The organism is Sphingomonas sp. MMS24-J13, from assembly GCF_044905095.1.
Taxonomy (GTDB): Bacteria; Pseudomonadota; Alphaproteobacteria; order Sphingomonadales; family Sphingomonadaceae; genus Sphingomonas_I.
This window is the reverse complement of record NZ_CP173258.1, coordinates 3,501,460-3,520,900: the sequence shown is the minus strand read 5'-3', so window position 1 is coordinate 3,520,900 and position 19,441 is coordinate 3,501,460. Positions and strand designations below refer to the sequence as shown.

The window sequence follows — 19,441 nt, the reverse complement described above, 5'->3', positions numbered from 1 at the left end:
TCTTGCCGCCGTTTATCTGAAACGTTACGAAATGTTGCAGGGGTCGGGGGGCTTCCTGTTTCGTCGAATTGTGGCTGCTTGTGGTCCCCCCTGTAACGGGTGAGGGGCGAATCGAATGGCTTGGCCATGGGGCGGTGCGCGTACGGGCGATGTTTCGGTTCAGCGGGGCAAGACGCGACGGGAGCGGCGGGCGCAGTTGCGCGCGCAGGTCTCGACGATGGTGCTCGAACAGTTCGAGCCGCGCGTTCTGCTCAGCGACACGCCGTTCGGAACGGTGCTCGCAAGCGATCAGAATCCGGGCACGATCAAGGATGCCGACGGCACCTCGCTCCAGATCGTCCTGACCGGCGCCGGCCATTGGCAGCTGACCCAGGGTGATCCCGGCCACAACCCGATCCTCACCGTCACCGGGACCGCCGCGACCTCGACCCTGACGCTCCTGACCTCGACGGATGGCGACGGGCGCTTCGGGCTCGGGGCGATCGACGTGCAGGGCTCGATCAAGGCGATCACCGGCGCGAAGGTCGATCTCGGCGGCAATCTGTCGGTCTCGGGCGCGCTCGGCTCGTCGGTGCTGGGCAATGTCTCGAACGCCGCGATCACCGTCGGTGGCACCGGCGCGATCGCCAAACTGGTGTTCGGCACGGTCAAGGACGCGACGATCAGCACGCCGGCCTCGATCGGTACGCTCTCGGTCCAGGATTGGGAGGCGACGGCGGGCATCGCCAACGGGGTCAGCGGCGCCTCGATCGGCCTGCTCCAGAGCGCGGGGGATTTCGACGCCTCGCTCAATCTGTCCGGGGTCGGTGCGGCGGGCCGCGTCCTCACCAGCGCCTCGATCGACGGCGCGCTCGGTGCGGGCACCTGGTATGTGAAGGGCGGCGTCGGCCAGATCTCGGCGCGTTCGGTGGCGCAGGGCTGGCGCGGCAATATCGTCGGCGCGGCCAGCCAGTTCGTCACCAGCGGCGATTTCGACGGCCAGCTGGCTGCAGCCGTACTCAACAGCCTCGCGGTCGGCGGCAGCCTGAACAATGCGTCGATCGCGATCGGTGCGGATCTCGGGCAGGATGCGAAGATCGGCGGGACCGGCGCCAATGCCGATACGTTCGGCCAGGGCGTGCTGGCGAGCGTGCGCGTGACGGGCAGCGTGACCGGATCTACGATCCGGGTCGGCGTCGATCCGAAGAATGGCTCCTATGAGGATGGCGACGACGTCTTCTCGGCCACGGGCAGCCAGATCCAGCAGATCTTCGTCGGCGGGGCGATGGATGCGGCCAGCCTGATCGAGGCCACGTCGCTGCCGACGACGGTGCGCGTCAACGGCAAGACGATCGATCCGACGACCGACAGCCATTTCAAGACGAAGCCGCTCCACCTCGAAGGTGTGCAGATCACCGGCGCGCTCGCAGTCGATTCGGGCGTCAGCGCCACCGACGGGCTCACCAACAATCCCGCCATTGCCGGCACCGCGATCGACAGCCCGGGCGGGCAGGGGATCGCGACGTTGCGTGCGGGCCTCGATGCGACCGCGACCGCCGGCTATATCGATATCCTGACGATGGTCGGCAGCGACGGCCATTTCCAGATCAGCAAGAGCGCGATGAGTGCGCTTGCCGGCGGCACGCTGGCGGATGGCGCGCATGTCCTGCACTTCGTCGCCACCAATCATGCCGGCATCAGTTCGACGTTCGATTTGAGCTTCACGCTCGATACGATCGCACCGACCGCGCCGGGATTCGATCTCGATACCGCGTCCGACGACGGCACGGTCGGCGATCATGCGACCAGCCTCGCCACCGTGACGCTGGCCGGCACCACGAGCGCGAACGCGACGGTGACGCTCGGCAGCCTCGGCACCACCGCGGATGCGCAGGGCAAATTCTCGTTCGCCAATATCGCGCTGACCGAAGGCGCCAACGCCTTCACCGCGACCGCGACCGACGCCGCCGGCAACAGCGCGACCTTCGGCCTCACCATCACGCGCGTCGTCAACGGGGTCGTCATCACCTCGGCGCTCGCGCACGACACGGGCAGCAGCGCGACCGACAAGGTCACCAGCGATCCGACCATCTCGGGCACGATCGCGCCAAAAGGCAGCACCACCGTCACCGGCTTCAAGGCGGGTTTCGACGGAGCGGCGACAAATACCTACACCAATGTGCTGTCGACGCTTTCCAGCGGCGCGTTCACGCTCGATCGGGCGAAGCTCAATGCGGTTGCCGGCGGCACGCTCGCCGATGGCGCGCATATCCTCCACCTAATCGTCACCGACAGCGGCGGCGGCACCACCACGCAGGATATCGCCTTCACCCTCGACAGCGCCGGGCCGGCCGCGCCTGCCTTCGATCTCTCGGCGATCGACAAGGTCGGGACATCGGGCCACCAGACCAAATCGGCGGCGGTCACCATCACCGGCACGGCCGATGCCGGCGCGACGCTGACCCTCGGCGGCGCCACCACCGTCGCCAACAATCAGGGTGTGTTCCAGTTCAACGGTGTGGCACTGGCGGTGGGCGACAATGTGCTCACGGTGACCGCCACGGACTCCGCCGGCAACAGCAAGGCAAGCGCGCTGACCGTGACGCGCCTCGATGCGACGGTCACGGCGGATATGTCGGTCCAGTGGGTCCGGATCGCGCTCAAGGCGGTTGCCAACGATGGTTCGCTGCCCGAATTCGCGTCGCGCGCGCTGGCGATGGAAGGCATCGCCGCCTATGATGTGATCAACGCCATCAACGGCGTGCCCGGCTATCTCGTCAGCATGACCGCGCCGACCGGCGCTTCGGCCGACGCGGCGATCGCGGCGGCTGCCTACGATATCCTGACCTATCTCTATCCGGGCCAGCAGGCCTCGCTGGATGCGCTCTATGCGCAATCGCTCAACGGCATCCCCGATGGGCAGGCGAAGATCGATGGCATGGTGCTGGGCAAGGCGATCGCCGACAAGGTGATCGCGATCCGATCGACCGACGGCTTCGACAAGTTCGTCACCTATCCGGGTAGCACCGATACCGGCAAATGGCGCCCGACCGGGCCGGTCTACGACATTGCGACCAACCCGCAATGGGCGACACTGACGCCCTTCTCGCTGACCAGCCCCGATCAGTTCCGCCCCGGCGGCCCGCCGGCGATGGATAGCCAGGCTTATGCGGATGCGATCAACAAGACCAAATCGCTGGGCGCCGCCAACAGCACGACGCGCACTGCCGATCAGACCCAGATCGCGCGCTTCTGGGCCGACGGCGTCGGCACCTATACCCCGCCTGGGGCGTGGGCCGAGATCGCGACCGAGGTGGCGGTAGCGAAGGGCGACAGCTTGGCCCAGAACGTGAAGCTGTTCGCCGAACTCGGCGTCGCGGTGGCGGACGCCGCCATCGCGGCGTGGGACGCTAAATTCACCTACGGCGCGTGGCGCCCCGATACTGCGATCAACAATGCCTCGAAGATCGGCAACGCCGCCATCACCGAAGACACCAGTTGGCAGCCCTTGCTGATCGATCCGGCGCACCCCGAATATGTGTCCGGCCACTCGACCTTCAGCGCGGCCGCTGCCGAGGTGCTGATCGCCGCGTTCGGCGACAATGTCAGCTTCTCGACGCAATCGACCAGCCTGCCCAACGTCACGCGCAGCTTCACCAGCTTCACCCAGGCGGTGCAGGAAGCGGGCGAGAGCCGTATCTATGGCGGCATCCACTTCGAATTCTCGAACCAGGATGGCCAGGCGCTGGGCAAGAAGGTCGGCGACTGGGCGCTCCAGTCGTTCAATCTGGCGGAGGACAAGCAGCCGCCGAAGCTGGTGATCGATCAGACGAGCGGGCTCACCACCAACAAGTCGCTCACCGTCACGGGGACGATCAGCGATCAATTGTCGGGTGTCGCCGGCCTGACCGTGTCGATCGACGGCGGCACCGCCATGGCGGTTACGTTCGATGCGAAGACCGGCGCCTTCTCGGTCCCGACCGGGCTCAAGGTCGACGGTACCGCCGATGGTGCGCACACGCTCGTCTTCAAAGCGGTCGATGCGGCGGGCAACGCGATCAACCCGGTCACTTTCGGGCTGACCCTGCTGACCAAAGCGCCGACGATCACGCTGGCGACCGGCAGCATCGTCGATGGCGCCGCGCTCGACGCGACCGGGTCCTATCTGATCGGTACCGCCAAAACCGGCGGCGGCACGCTTGCGGGGTTGAGCTATACGCTCGATGGCGGGATCGCCAATCCGATCAGCTACGATGCCGGGGGCAATTTCACCCAGGCGCTCGATCTGTCGAAGGCTGCGGTCGGCAATCATGTCGTCAAGCTTTCGGCGACCGATCTGGCGGGCAACGTCACCACCAAAACGCTCAACGTCTCGCTGGCGAGCCTGGTGCCGCTCACCATCACCAGCCTGACGCCGGTCGATGGCGCGGCCGATATCGGCGTCACCTATCGTCCGAAAATCACCTTCTCGCGCGCGATCAATGCGGCGTCGCTCAACAGCGACGATTTCTACGCGACCAATTCAGCCGGCAATGTCGTGCAATCGAAGGTCGTCCTCTCCGACGATCATAAATATGCCTATCTGTTCTTCACCAATCCGCTGCCCGGTTCCTCGACGATCACGCTCCATGTCGATGGATCGAAGATCCGCGGCGACACCGACGGCACCTTCCTCGACGCGGCGAACAACGGCACCGCCGGATCCACGCTGACCTCCAGTTTCGTCAGCGTCAGCACCTCGACCGTCGCCAACACGATTCTGACCGGCACGATCCTCGATCCCGGCACCGATCTCCAGCCGATGACGTTCGACGACGTCCGCGCCGGCCCCGATCAGCGGCTCCACACTGCCGACGACGTCTATCTGCTACCGATCGCGCATGTGAAGGTCTTCATCCTCGGCCATGAGGATCAGGCGGTCTATACCGACGCCAAGGGCAATTTCACGCTGACCAACGTGCCGACCGGCGACGTCAAGGTCGAGGTCGACGGCACCACCGCCACCAATGCGCCTGCGGGCTATTTCTTCCCGTCGATGGTGATGGACACCACCATCCGGCCCGGCATCACCAATACCTTGATGGGATCGATGGGCACGGACGCCGAGCAGGCGGACAATGCCACCTATCCGGTCGCCTATCTGCCGCGCGTCCAGTCCAATATCCTGCAGAATGTCAGCGCGACCGACGTGACGACGATCACCGCGCAGCAGGGCGCGTCGGCGGCGACGCGCGTGCCGATCACCGACGAACAGCGCCAGCAGATCCAGCTCACCATCCAGCCAGGCAGCATCCTCGACGCTAACGGCAACCCACTCGACAACGCCCAGGTGGGCATCAGCACGGTGCCGGCGGCTCTCGTGAAGGACATGCTGCCCGACGGGCTGATGCAGCATACGTTCGACATCACGATCCAGGCGCCGGGGGCTTCCGTGTTCACGACGCCAGCGACCCTGACGATGCCCAACGTGTTCGGGCTGGCACCGGGGCAGAAGACCTACATTCTGTCGTTCGATCACACGACGGGCAAGCTGGTGATCGACGGTACCGCGACGGTATCGGCCGATGGCAAGACGGTGACCAGCGATCCGGGACAAGGGGTGACCGCGCCGGGGTGGCATGGCGTGACGCCGGCGGGGATTGTAGCAAAATTATTTGATAAAATTGCTCCCATATTGACCGACTGTGGTCCAATACTTGGTCAACTATTACTTGATACTTCATCAACAGCGCTTCCAATCCTCGTGTTGGCGGCTGGAGGCGCTGCGTCCGGACCTATCGCGCTCGCCGGTGCGGTAGTCGCCGGAGTATATGGCGTCGGCAAGCTTGGGATCGATATTTATCAGCATTGGGATGAATATAAAGCCGATACTCTGGAAGGCCTTGGGAAGCTAAATGATCTTGCCGAAAAAATATTCACCGGAACCAGTAAGGTTTTAGAAAAATTCGGGCCAGAAAGTGCACCTGCTTTTAAAGCGTCTCCTTTGGCAACAACCCTTCTAAGTAAGGGCAATTCATTTGCCATTCAAACCGAAATTGATTCCTACATCGCTAAAAATGCATCGTCTTTATTAAGTAGCGCCGCTAAGGGTCTGGCGGAGGCTGGTGAAAAATTATCGAGTGTATTTGGATCGTTTTTTGGTGGAATGGAAATCGGGAAGGATCTAGTAAATTTGTATGCCTGCGCCACCGGGAGTGGCGCTGGCATGAAAGAAAATGTCGATAAACTGCGCTCAGATCTGGCTACAGTTCTGAACATAAATGGAGAAAATACAAGTATAAATGATCTAGTAACAAAGATGCAATCCCAACTGGATTCACTTGAATCGGCAAACGATTATCTTGCAGATGCGGAGGGGGCGCTCATTGGTACAAGATTAAAAGATTTATCTGGAACAAGTGACTCACTCATTTGGACGGGTATTGGAAACTTAATTTTAGCTTTTGATATCGATGGAAAGCCATATATAGATCAAAATACGGGAAAGCAGCTTCAGGTATCTTCAAGTCAGATTTTTGATGATTCATTTTTTGATAATGAAGACAATAAACAACTTCTTTCAAATTATGGTTCTGCAACGCAAAAATATTCTGATTCGCTCGCAAATTTTCTCAGCGAAACTGTTTCAGACTTCCAAGAAATATCTGATAATTTTTCGACTGTTTATAATGCAGTTTCGCAAGAAGTAATCGCTCAAAGTCCGGGAACCGATAATTTATATTATAAAATAACCGATTCAAATGGAAATCTAATCTTATCTGGGAAAGAAAATACTGGAGTATTTAGCCCATTTCTTCCGACAAATGCAACGCTGCGAGTGCAGTTATTTGACCAAACGCAAATGACGTATGGAGAGATGTCGTTTGTTACGCCGGCATCTGGTCAGCAAATTGATGTCTCGGCGGTTCTGGGCGGCGCCAACCCCATCTTGATGACATCTCTGTCGTCATTGAATAACATAGATGCGGATGGTTTACCCGATTTGGTCGTTCAAACGTTGGGGCTTAATCCTAATATTTCCGATAACATCGTAAAGGGAATGACCGATTTGGCCGCTTTGCAGGCCAATTTGGTCGGCAATACCGCGCTTGCTTCGACGACCGGTACCATCTCTTCTACGACGTTAAAGGGAGCGGCACTTTCCATCGCAATCGCTGGATCGGCGAAAGATCCCACGAAACTTACTGCGTATATCGCGGAAGGTTCCGCTGGAATGGCTGTTGTTGATGTTTCAAAACCGGCCACGCCGCAGATACTTTCTCAGACCGCCTTGCCCGGCAACGCAACAGACATCGCCGTTGATATCGACCGAGGAGTGGCAGTCGTTGGCGGTGACGCGGGTCTCAGTCTGGTCGATATCTCCGATCCAGTAGCGCCAAAGTTCACGCAGACGGTGGTATTTGCAGATTCAGTCACGCGCGTGGGTCTGCACGATGGTATAGCCTATGTCGCCGCTGGGTCGAGCATTTATACTGTCAATGTTCTCACTGGCGACATTCTGCAGCAAGTTGACCTTTCCGGTTCCGGCGGCTCAACGCTCACCGATCTCACCTTCGACGGCGACACGCTGTTCGCTTTCGACACCAACCACACTCTCCGGGCTTTCTCGCTGACCGGCGAGACACTGACCGCGCGTGGCAAGCTTGATCTGCCGGCCAGCGGCAATGCCGATGGCAGCTTCCCGATTACTTATGGTGCGGGAAGGATCGCGGCGGGCGGCGGCGAGGTCTATGTCGAGACTGAGAACGATTTTGCAGGTGGTTACCAGACGGTCAACGCCAGCGATCTCGATCATCTGAAACTGTCCGCTGACGTTCAGAAAGCCGGTATCGCGGGTGGCGCGATGGCGCTCAATGGTTCGGGCCTCGGCATAGCCGTCGGTCGATTGACCGGCAGGCCGGTACTCGACGTCCTCAACGTCTCCGATCCCACCAACACCGGCAATTTCATCACCCGCATCACCATGCCGGGCACGCCCAACGATATCGCGATCGCCAACGGTATCGCCTTCGTCGCCGATGATGCAGGCCTGCAGGTCGTCAATTATCTGGGCTTCGATACCAAGGGCAAGGCGCCCGCGGTCTCGGCCAATGTCGCGGCGCTCGATCGCGATTCCACCAAGGCCGGGATCCAGGTGGTCGAGGGCGACGTCATCCATGTGACACCGACCGTCACCGACGATGTCCAGGTGCGCAATGTCGAGCTGTTCGTGAACGGGCAGGTCGTCGCCAACGATCCCTCCTATCCGTTCAGTTTCTCGACGCTCGCGCCGACGATTGCGTCGGGCGGCAAGACGATGACCGTGCAATTGCGCGCCACCGATACCGGCGGCAATGCCACGCTCACCGATCCGATCACGATCGATATCGTCAAGGATACGTTCCCGCCGGTGCTGCAGAAGAGCAGCGTCGCCGAAAATGCGAAACTGTTCTTCGTCAAGTCGGTCGATTTCACGTTCGACAGCACGCTCGATCTGACCAAGCTCGATCCGGCGAAGATCAAGCTCGTCAATATCGGTGCCGACGGCAAGCCCGGCACTGCCGACGACACGACGGTCGCGTTCAGCGTGGATACGCGCGCCAACGGCCAGATCGTGTCGGTGCGGCCGAATTCCTATCTGCTGCCCGGAGTCTATAAACTCACCATCGATGGATCGGCGATCGTCGATCATTCGGGCAATGTCGCGACCGCGCCGGTCACGCTCGATTTCACGATCCGCCCGGCGAGCAACATCAAGGCCGCCAGCGGCGCGCCCGCGATCACGCAGGCGCCGTCGGCCAATCCGGGCCAGCAGATCAGCATCCCGGTGCCGTTCGATCCGTCGATCGCCTACGCGACCTTCCATATCGTCGACGCCAACGGCACGATGTCGACGCGCAATGTCCAGGTGACCTCGTACGATGCGAGCAAGGGCATCGCGACCTTCACGGTGCCGCTCGATGCGGTGACCGGCGATACCCAGATCTATTCGCAGGTCGGCAGCACGAAGACGCCGTATGATGACGGCACCTTCCTGCTCCAGATCGTGCCGGTCGTCACCGGCATCCAGAGCGTCTCGAGCAACAATGACGGCACCGCGACGATCGTTCTGTCGGGCTATGGCTTCGTCGAGGCCAATGGTTCGAGCTACACGGTCGGATCGAGCGTGATCGCCGATACCAGCGCCAATTCCGGTCCCGACGTCTATCAGGGTTATTATCCCGCTTATACGCCGAACGGCGCAGTGTCGCTGCGCGTGCCGCTCGGGGCTGTATCGGCCGGCGCGATCAGCGTGACGACAGGTGGCGGCACCAGCGCGGCCTATACGTCCGGGCTGAGCGGAATCACCGGCGTGGCGCTGAGCGGGACGCCGGCGGACGCGTCGAAGGCATCGGCCAATCCGGGCCAGACGGTGACGCTGACCGGCACGGGGCTGACCACGTCGACGCCGGTCGTGCTAAGCTATCTCGACAGCGGCGGCACCCAGCGCTGGGTCGTGCTGACCCCGAGTGTCGCGAAGGCCGACGGAACGAGCGCGACGCTGACAGTGCCGGGCTATGCCAATGGTGCATTCGGTCTGCAGGTGTTCGGATCGAGCGCCTTCCCGACCCTGCAGATCGTGCCGGTGGTGACGGCAGCCAACAGCAGTAGCAGTACATTGCAATTGTCCGGCGGCGGCTTCGTCGAGGGCGCATCGACCTACAAGATCGCCAACGCCAGCGTGATCGATTCAACGGCGAATGACGGGCCGGATGTCACCGGCGGTTATGCCTACAACGGCAATTATTATCAGAATTACTACGACAATGCCCGCGCGAACCTGACCGAACCGGTGCACGGCACCGGCACGGTGACCGTGACGACGGCGGGCGGCACGAGCGCGGCGGCCTTGCTCAACGTGGCCGATCCGGGGCTCGGTTATCTCGGTGACGTGGCGACCGATGCAAATGCCGGCACGACATGGGTGGTGTCGGGCACCAACGGCCAGGCGGCGCTCGAGCAGATCAATCTCGCCACCGGCGCGACGATCAAGACGATCGCCTTGCCCAACGCTACGTTCAGCAACACCTATGCCCAATATAGCGGGCTGCAGGTGGCACCGACGGCGCTGACGCTCGGCAGTACCGCTGTTGCGAAGGGTAGCCTGCTGCTGTTCAACGGCTATGCCTATCCGAACGATCAGGTCATCGCGATCAATCCGGCCACCGGCGCGGTGATCGCGACGCTCAACCTCGCCGACAATTACGATCTGAGCGCCGGTCTGTTCGATCCGACCAGCGGCCACCTGTTCGTGGTGGCGCGCAATGGCGGCGCGCGCATCATTGAGATCAACCCGGCGACCGGCGCGCAGATCTCGACGTTCGCACCCCCCTTCAGCACGGACGAAGCCGCGCTGGCGATCGATCCGGTCAGCGGCAATCTGTGGTTCGGTTCGAACTATACGAGCACGATCGCTCTGCTCGACCGGACCGGCAAGGTGCTGAGGCAGGTCGATCTTGCGGCACAGGGCTTCAAGGTCGGCGTCAACGGCCTCGCCTTCGATGCGACCAACAAGCTGATCGCCACCACGTCCAACGGCGAGATGGCGAAGCTGGATCTGGGCTATGATCCGGCGATGGTGAAGCCCGTGCTGGCATCGGTCGCCGCGACCGCGACCGATGGCGTCGCGCTGCAGACGGGTACGGCCTCGGCCAATGTCGGGCAGACGATCACGCTTACTGGCAGCAATTTCGGCTCGGGCACGCAGGTGGTGTTCCAGACGCGCGCCAATGACGGCACGCCCGGCTCGGTGGCGGTCGCGCCCAACGCGATCAATGCCGACGGGACGGTGATGCAGGTGGTGGTGCCGTCGCTGGCGACGACCGGTAACATCCAGGTCGTCAACATCGGCAACAAGAATCTGGGCTATTCCAGCTATACCGATGCGATCTACCGCAAGGTGACGCTCACCTTCACGCCGACCGCGTCGAGTTCGGTGCTTCGTTTTGCCGATGACGGGCTGGAAGGTGTCGGCAATGAAAGCTGGGGCATCGACAATGTATCGGTGTCGAAGGGTGGTACGACCGTCTTCCAGGATAATTTCGAGGGCGGGGCCAAGGCCAACTGGAGCAACGCGACCACCGACAATGCTGCAGCAGGCGTGTTCAGCCAGTTTTCGGGCCGCTTCAGCAATGGCGAACAGAAACTCAATCTGACCGGATTGACCGCGGGCCAGACCTATACGCTGACCTTCGATCTGTATGTGCTCGACAGCTGGGACGGGCAGAACGGGCCGGACAAGTTCGAAGTATCGGCCGACGGCAATTTGTTGATGCGCGACGCCTTCGCCAATTATTCGACCAACGAGGTGCAAACCTTCAACGCCAGCGCGGCGAAGCGTCTGCAAATCGTACCGACCCTGACCGCGATTACCAACGGGCGACCCGGTACGAGCGAACTGAGCACCTACGATCTGATTGGCTCAGGCTTCATGGCGGGCGCGAGCACGGTCACGGTCGGTGGGGTCGCGACACCCCAAACGCTGACCAACCAGCCGAACAATTATGTGAGCGGCAACGCCAACAGCGATTACCGGGTGACGACCGGGCTGACGCTCGAGGGGCCGGTGCGGATCACCACCGATGGCGGCTACGCCGAACTGTCGGGCCCGGTGTTCGGGGCGCAGCCGGCGGTGGCGTTCACCGGCATTCAGGCCAGTGCGACGGGTGGGGCCGCGGCCGATCCGGCGCAGGCCTCGGCCAATGCGGGGCAGGCGATCACCCTTGTCGGCCAGGGCTTCACCTCGAACACGCTGGTGCAGTTCAGCGCCACCGACGATACCGGCGCCTCGGGTGTGCTCACGCGCACCGGCCAGGTCGGCAACAATGGCACGACCTTGACGGTGATCGTGCCGGCGCTGGCGAAGACCGGGTTGGTGCATGTGCTCGGCAGCACCAGCGCCTGGAATCTGCAGGTCGTACCGTTGCTGCGCGGCGTCGGTGGCACGATAGCTGCGGGCAATGTGATCGAGCTTGATGGCACCGGGCTCAATCCGGCCGAGTTGCAGATCAAGATCGACGGGATCGGGGTCGGGGCGTTTGGGGTTAAAACCCTGTTCGACAACACCGACAATGGCGTCAGCTATAGCGATCAGCAGATCCTGACGGTGACGGTGCCGACCGGCGTGAGCGCGGGCGCGATCACGGTCAGCACGAAGGGCGGCAGCAGCGCGATCAAAACCGGCGTGACGTCGGCGGCGCTGACTGCGCTCGCCCCGGCGAGCGATGTCGGTGACACGATCACGACAGCAATCGCCCTGACGATCGGTCTCAATCAGAAGCAGTCGGTCAGCGCATCGGTCGGCGACGGCACGCAGGGCACGCTCGACGTCGATCTGTACAAGGTCGTGCTCGGCGTGGGCGATCAGCTGAACCTGACGCTCAACGGGCCCAACAGCCACCTGCGCATATTCGACGCGACCGGCAAGGAGTTGTCGAGCCAGTATATCGGTTATGGCGATACGTCGCAGCATCCTTGGTTCGCGCCCGCTGCAGGTACTTATTACGTCGGTGTCAGCGGCTACTACAATCTCAGCTACAATCCACTAACGGCGGGGAGCGGTAGCAATGGTGCCTTTACCGGCAATTACCAGCTGACGCTCGAACGCCGCGCGCAGGGTGCCACATCGCTGACCGGGATCACGGCCACCGCGACATCGGGCACGCCGGCGAAGAGCGGGGTGCCCTCGGCCAATACCGGACAGACGATCACGCTTACCGGCACCGGGCTCACCGCGAATGACCAGGTGTTGTTCGAATATGACAATAGCGGTACACTGACCCAGACGGCCGTTGCGCCGGCCAGCGTGGCGAGCGACGGCAAGAGCCTGACAGTGGTGGTGCCGGTTGCAGCGGCGACCGGCACGGTCCGGCTGGCGCGCGAGCAGACCGGCCTGTTCCTGCAAATCGTGCCGACGCTGGGCGATATCAGCATCAACACCGGCAGCCGCTATGCCGGTAATACGCTGATCTTGACCGGCAGCGGCTTCGCGCCTGCCGCCGAAAGCATCCAACTCGGCAGTTTGTCGTTCGGCGTGCAAAATTATTATTACAGCAACACGCAGGCCAGCGTGACCGTGCCGAACGGGGCCCCGACCGGCCCGATCAGTGTGACGACGGCGGGCGGCACCAGCGCCACGTTCCAGCGCACCTTCACCGGGCTCACCGCAAGTGCCACCAGCGGTAGTGCGACCGATACGGGCAAGGCCTCGGCCAATCCGGGCCAGACGATCACGCTCAAGGGCACCAACCTCACCACCACGACGGCGATCCTGTTCCAGACGATCGATGCCGGCGGCACGAAGAGCGATGTGATCGTCAATCCGGCGATCGTCGCGGCCGATGGCAAATCGGCCCAGGTGGTGGTGCCGCTCGAGGCGATCAGCGGCACGGTGCGCGTGGTGGGGGATACCACCAACAGCAGCATCGCCCTGCAGATCGTGCCGGTCGTCACCGGTATCGAAAGCGTGACGAATATCAGCAGCGACGGCACTGCCACCATCGTCCTTTCGGGCTATGGCTTCGTCGAGGGCAATGACAGCGTCTATCACTTCGGTGCGATGAGCGTCACCGATCCGGGCATCAATGCGGGCCCGGATGTTTATCAGGACTATGGCAACGGCTATATCAGCAATGGCGCGGTGTCGCTGCGCGTGCCGCTGGGCGCGATTTCGGCAGGTGCGATCAGCGTCACCACCGGGGGCGGGACGAGTGCGGCCTATACGGCGGGTTTGACGGGCATCACCGGCGTGGCGCTGAGCGGGACGCCAGCCGATGGGGCGAAGGCGTCGGCCAATCCCGGACAGGCGGTGACCCTCACCGGCACCGGGCTGACCACCTCGACGCCGGTCGTGCTGAGCTATCTCGATAGCCAGGGCGTACAGATATGGACGACGCTGTTCCCGAGCGCCGCGAAGGCCGACGGGACGAGCGCGACCCTGACGATACCCGGCTTCGCCAATGGGGCATTCGGCCTGCAGGTGTTCGGATCGAGCGCGTTGCCGGTGCTCCAGATCGTACCGGTGATCAGTTCGGTCAACAGCAGCGGTAATACGCTGAGCCTGAATGGCGGCGGTTTCGTCGAGGGGGCGACGACCTACAAGATCGCCAATGCGAGCGTGGTGGATGCGCAGATCAATGACGGTCCGAATGTCACCGGCGGCTACACCGGCGCCTATAACGGCAATTATTATCAGAATTACTACGACAATGCGGGTGCGAATCTGACAGAACCGGTGCACGGCACCGGCACGGTGACTGTCACGACGGCGGGCGGCACGAGCGCGGCAGCCTTGCTCAATGTGGCCGATCCGGGGCTCGGCTATCTCGGCGACGTCGCGATCGACACCGGCGCGGGCACGACATGGGTGGTGTCGGGCACCAACGGCCAGGCGGCGCTCGAGCAGATCAATCTCGCCACCGGCGCGACGATCAAGACGATCGCCTTGCCCAACGCTACGTTCAGCAACACCTATGCCCAATATAGCGGGCTGCAGGTGGCACCGACGGCGCTGACGCTGGGCGGAACCGCGGTGGCAAAGGGCAGCCTGTTGCTGTTCAACGGTTATGCCTATCCGAAGGATCAGGTCATTGCGATCAATCCGGCCACCGGTGCGGTGATCGCGACGCTCAACCTCGCCGACAATTACGATTTGAGTGCCGGTCTGTTCGATCCGACCAGCGGCCACCTGTTCGTGGTGGCGCGCAATGGCGGCGCGCATATCGTCGAGCTCAACCCGGCGACCGGTGCGGAGATATCGACCTTCGCGATCCCCTTCAGCGCGGACGAAGCCGCGCTGGCGATCGATCCGGTCAGTGGCAATCTGTGGTTCGGTTCGAACTATACGAGCGTGATCGCCCTGCTCGACCGGACCGGCAAGGTGCTGAGGCAGGTCGATCTTTCGAAGCAAGGGTTCGGCAACGGAGTCAATGGCCTCGCTTTCGATGCGACCAACACGCTGATCGCCACCACGTCCAACGGCGAGATGGCGAAACTCGATCTGGGCTATGATCCGGCGATCGTGAAGCCGGTACTGGCATCAGTCACCGCGACCGCAACCGACGGTGTGGCGCTGCAGGCGGGCACGGCCTCGGCCAATGTCGGGCAGACGATCACGCTCACCGGCAGCAATTTCGGTATCGGAACCGAAGTGGTGTTCCAGACGCGCGACGCTCTGGGCAATTTGGGGTCGGCGGCGGTAACCCCCAGCCTGATCAGCGCTGACGGTACGATGCTGCAGGTGGTGGTGCCGGGTGTGGCGGCGACCGGCAACATCCAGGTCGTCAACATCGGCAACAAGAATCTGGGCTATTCCAGCTATGCCGACGCGATCTACCGCAAGGTGACGCTCACCTTCACGCCGACCGCGTCGAGTTCGGTGCTTCGTTTTGCCGATGACGGGCTGGAAGGTGTCGGCAATGAAAGCTGGGGCATCGACAATGTATCGGTGTCGAAGGGTGGTACGACCGTCTTCCAGGATAATTTCGAGGGCGGGGCCAAGGCCAACTGGAGCAACGCGACCACCGACAATGCTGCAGCAGGCGTGTTCAGCCAGTTTTCGGGCCGCTTCAGCAATGGCGAACAGAAACTCAATCTGACCGGACTGCCCGCGGGCCTGACCTATACGCTGACCTTCGATCTTTACGTGCTCGACAGCTGGGACGGACTGAACGGGTCCGACAAGTTCGAAGTCTCGGCCGACGGTACTGTGCTGATGCGCGATGCGTTCGCCAATTATTCGACCAACGAGGTGCAGACCTTCAACGCGAGTGCGGGCAAGCGTCTGCAAATCGTGCCGACCCTGACCGCGATTACCAACGGGCGGCCCGGCACGAGCGAGACGGGCACGTATGACCTGATCGGGTCAGGTTTCATGGCGGGTGCGAGCACGATCACGGTCGGGGGCGTGGCCATACCGGAGCTTTATGGCAACCAGTCGAACAACCAGGTCAGCGGCAATGCCAACAGCGATTACCGGGTGACGACCGGACTGACGCTCGAAGGGCCGGTGCGGATCACCACCGACGGTGGTTATGCCGAAGTGTCGGGGCCGGTGTTCGGGGCGCAGCCACCTGTCCTGTTTGGCGGCATCCAGGCGAGCGCGGCAGCCGGGGCCGCAGCCGACGGGGCGCAGGCCTCGGCCAATGCGGGGCAGGCAATCACCCTTGTCGGTCAGGGCTTTACCTCGAATACTCTGGTGCAGTTCAGCGCTACCGACGATGCCGGTGTGTCGGGTGTGCTGACGCGCACCGGTCAGGTCGGCAACAATGGTACGACGTTGACGGTAATCGTGCCGGCACTCGCGAAGACCGGGCTGGTTCATGTGCTCGGCAGCGACAGTGCGTACAATTTGCAGGTGGTGCCGCTGCTGCGTGGCGTCGGCGGCACGATCGCGGCAGGCAATGTGATCGAGCTAGAAGGCACCGGTCTCAACCCGGCCGAGTTGCAGATCAAGATCGACGGGATCGCGGTGGGCGCATTCGGGGTCAAAACCCTGTTCGACAATACCGATAATAGCATCGGCAGCTCTTATCTCGATCAGCAGATTCTGACGGTGACGGTGCCGACCGGCGTGGGCGCGGGGGCGGTCACGATCAGCACGAAGGGCGGCAGCGCCGCGATCAAGACGGGGGTCGGAGCTTCGGCCGTGCTGACCGCCCTGAATCCGGCAAGCGACGTCGGTGACACGATCGCTACTGCAACGGCGCTCGCGATCGGTCTCAATCAGAAGCAGACGGTCAGCGCGTCGGTCGGCGACGGCACGCAGGGCGCGCTGGACATCGATCTGTACAAGGTCGTGCTCGGCGCGGGCGATCAGCTCAATCTGACACTCAATTCGAGCAATTATAGTCACTTGCGTATCTTTGACGCAGCCGGAACGGAACTTTCGAGCCAATATTTCAGCTATGGCGATACGTCATCGCACCTGTGGAGCGCTCCGGCCGCAGGCACATATTATCTGGGCGTCAGCGGTTACTACAATTTTGGCTACGACCCGACAAAGGCCGGCACCGGCACCGGCAGCGGTAATGGCAGCTATACCGGCAGTTATCAGCTGACCCTCGATCGGCGCGCCCAGGGGGCGACATCGCTGACGGGTATCACGGCGACCGCGGCTTCGGGCACGCCCGCGAAGAGCGGGGTGGCATCGGCCAACACAGGGCAGACGATCACGTTGACCGGCACTGGGCTTACGGCGAATGATCAGGTGGTGTTCGAATATAGCGATGGTTCGCTCAACCAGACGACCTTGCAGGTGGCGAGCGTGACGAGCGACGGCAAGAGCCTGACCGTGGTGGTGCCGGCCAATGCCGTGACCGGCACGGTCAGGCTGGCGCGCGAGCAGGCGGGCCTGTTCCTGCAGGTCGTGCCAACCTTGAGTGACGTCGCTACCAACGGTCTCTCGACGTACGTTGGCAATACGCTGACCCTGACCGGAACAGGATTTGAGTATGGGGCACAGAGCGCCCATATCGGTGGCGCGACGCTCAGCCCGCAAAACGGCTATTATTACTATTACGGCACCACCCAGATGGTCGTGACGGTACCGAATGGCGCTGCGACCGGGCCGATCAGCGTGACCACGGCGGGCGGGACGAGTGCCGTGTTCCAGCGCACCTTCACCGGCCTGACTGCAGCTGCCACCAGCGGAGCCGCGGCCGATACGAGCAAGGCTTCGGCCAATCCGGGCCAGACGATCACCCTCAAGGGCACCAATCTTACCACCACGACGTCGATCCTGTTCCAGACGATCGATGCCAACGGCACGAAGAGCGAAGTGATCGTCAATCCGGCGACGGTCGCGGCGGACGGCAAATCGGGTACGGTGGTGGTGCCCCTCAATGCGATCACTGGCACGGTGCGCGTGGTGGGGGACACGACCAACAGCAGCGTCGCCCTGCAGATCGTGCCGGTCGTCACCGGCGTGACAAGCGTGTCGAGCAATAACGACGGCACCGCGACGGTGGTTCTCGCGGGCTATGGCTTCGTCGAGGGCAATGACAGCGTCTACCACTTCGGCGCGACGAGCATTGCCGATCCGGGCGTCAGCAGCGGCGCCGACGTCTATCAGGATTACCGGAACGGCTATATCGTCAACGGGGCCGTGTCCTTGCGCGTGCCGTTCGGAGCGGTCTCGACCGGCGCGATCAGCGTCACCACGAGTGGCGGAACGAGCGCATCCTACAGCGTTGGTCTGACCGGCATTACCAGCATCGCGGCAACCGGGACGCCGGCGGATGCCTCAAAGGCGTCCGCCAATCCCGGCCAGACAGTGACGCTCACCGGCACCGGGTTGACGACAGCGACGCCGGTGGTCGTGACCTATATCGGTTCTGACGCGGTCCAGCATCAGGTGGTCCTGCTACCGGCCACGGCGAAGGCGGACGGCACGAGCGCGACGCTCGCGATCGGCAATTGGGCCAACGGCATATTCGGGCTGCAGGTATTCGGATCGAGTGCGATGCCGGTGCTGCAAATCGTGCCGGTGGTGACGGCAATCGCCAATAGCGGCGGCACGACGATCCTGTCCGGCGCCGGGTTCGTCGAGGCGGCGTCGACCTATCATATCGGCAATGCGACCGTGGTTGATACGACGACGAACGACGGGCCGGATGTCTATGGTTATACCGACGACAATATGCGGGTGAACATCGCCGAACCGGTGCATGGCACCGGCTCGCTGACGGTGACGACGGCGGGCGGTACCAGTGCGGCAGCAGTGCTCAACGAGGCAAATCCGGGCCTCGGCTATCTCGGCGATGTCGCGACGGACACGGGTGCGGGCACGACATGGGTGATATCGGGCACGAACGGCCAGGCGGCGCTCGAGCAGATCAACCTTGCGACCGGCGCCACGGTGAAGACCATCGCACTGCCGACCGCTACGTTCGGCAACACCTATGCCCAATATGGCGGGCTGCAGGTGGCACCGGCGGCGCTCACGCTGGGCGGGACGGCGGTGGCGAAAGGCAGTCTGCTGCTGTTCAACGGCTATGCCTATCCGAAGGATCAGGTGGTGGCGATCAACCCCGCCACGGGTGCGGTCATCGCGACGCTCACCCTGGCGGATAATTACGATCTGAACGCCGGGCTGTACGATCCGGCCAGCGGCCACCTGTTCGTGGTATCGCGCAACCTTGCGCGCATCGTCGAGTTGAACCCGACGACGGGGGCGCAGATTGCGGCGTTCGCGGCTCCGTACGGGTTCGACGAGGCCGCGCTGGCGATCGATCCGGTCACGGGCAATCTGTGGTTCGGATCGAATTATAACAATAGCGTCGCGCTGCTCGACAAGACTGGCAAGCTCATCAAGCAGGTCGATCTGACGGCCCAGGGCATCAACAACGGGGTCAATGGCCTCGCATTCGATGCCAATAACAAGCTGCTGGTGATCAATAATTACGGGATGATCAGGCGCGTCGATGTGAGCTGACGATGCCAATCG

Annotated in this window: 1 protein-coding gene; it reads left to right on the top strand. The window is 62.4% G+C overall.

Translation table 11 applies throughout. From position 1 onward, the window contains the following. Window positions 1-115: 115 nt before the first annotated feature. Window positions 116-19,429, top strand: a complete 19,314-nt coding sequence (locus AB4Z44_RS16065) for an Ig-like domain-containing protein (RefSeq protein ID WP_404710694.1) — start codon at window positions 116-118, stop codon at window positions 19,427-19,429. The last annotated feature ends 12 nt before the right edge of the window (window positions 19,430-19,441 follow it).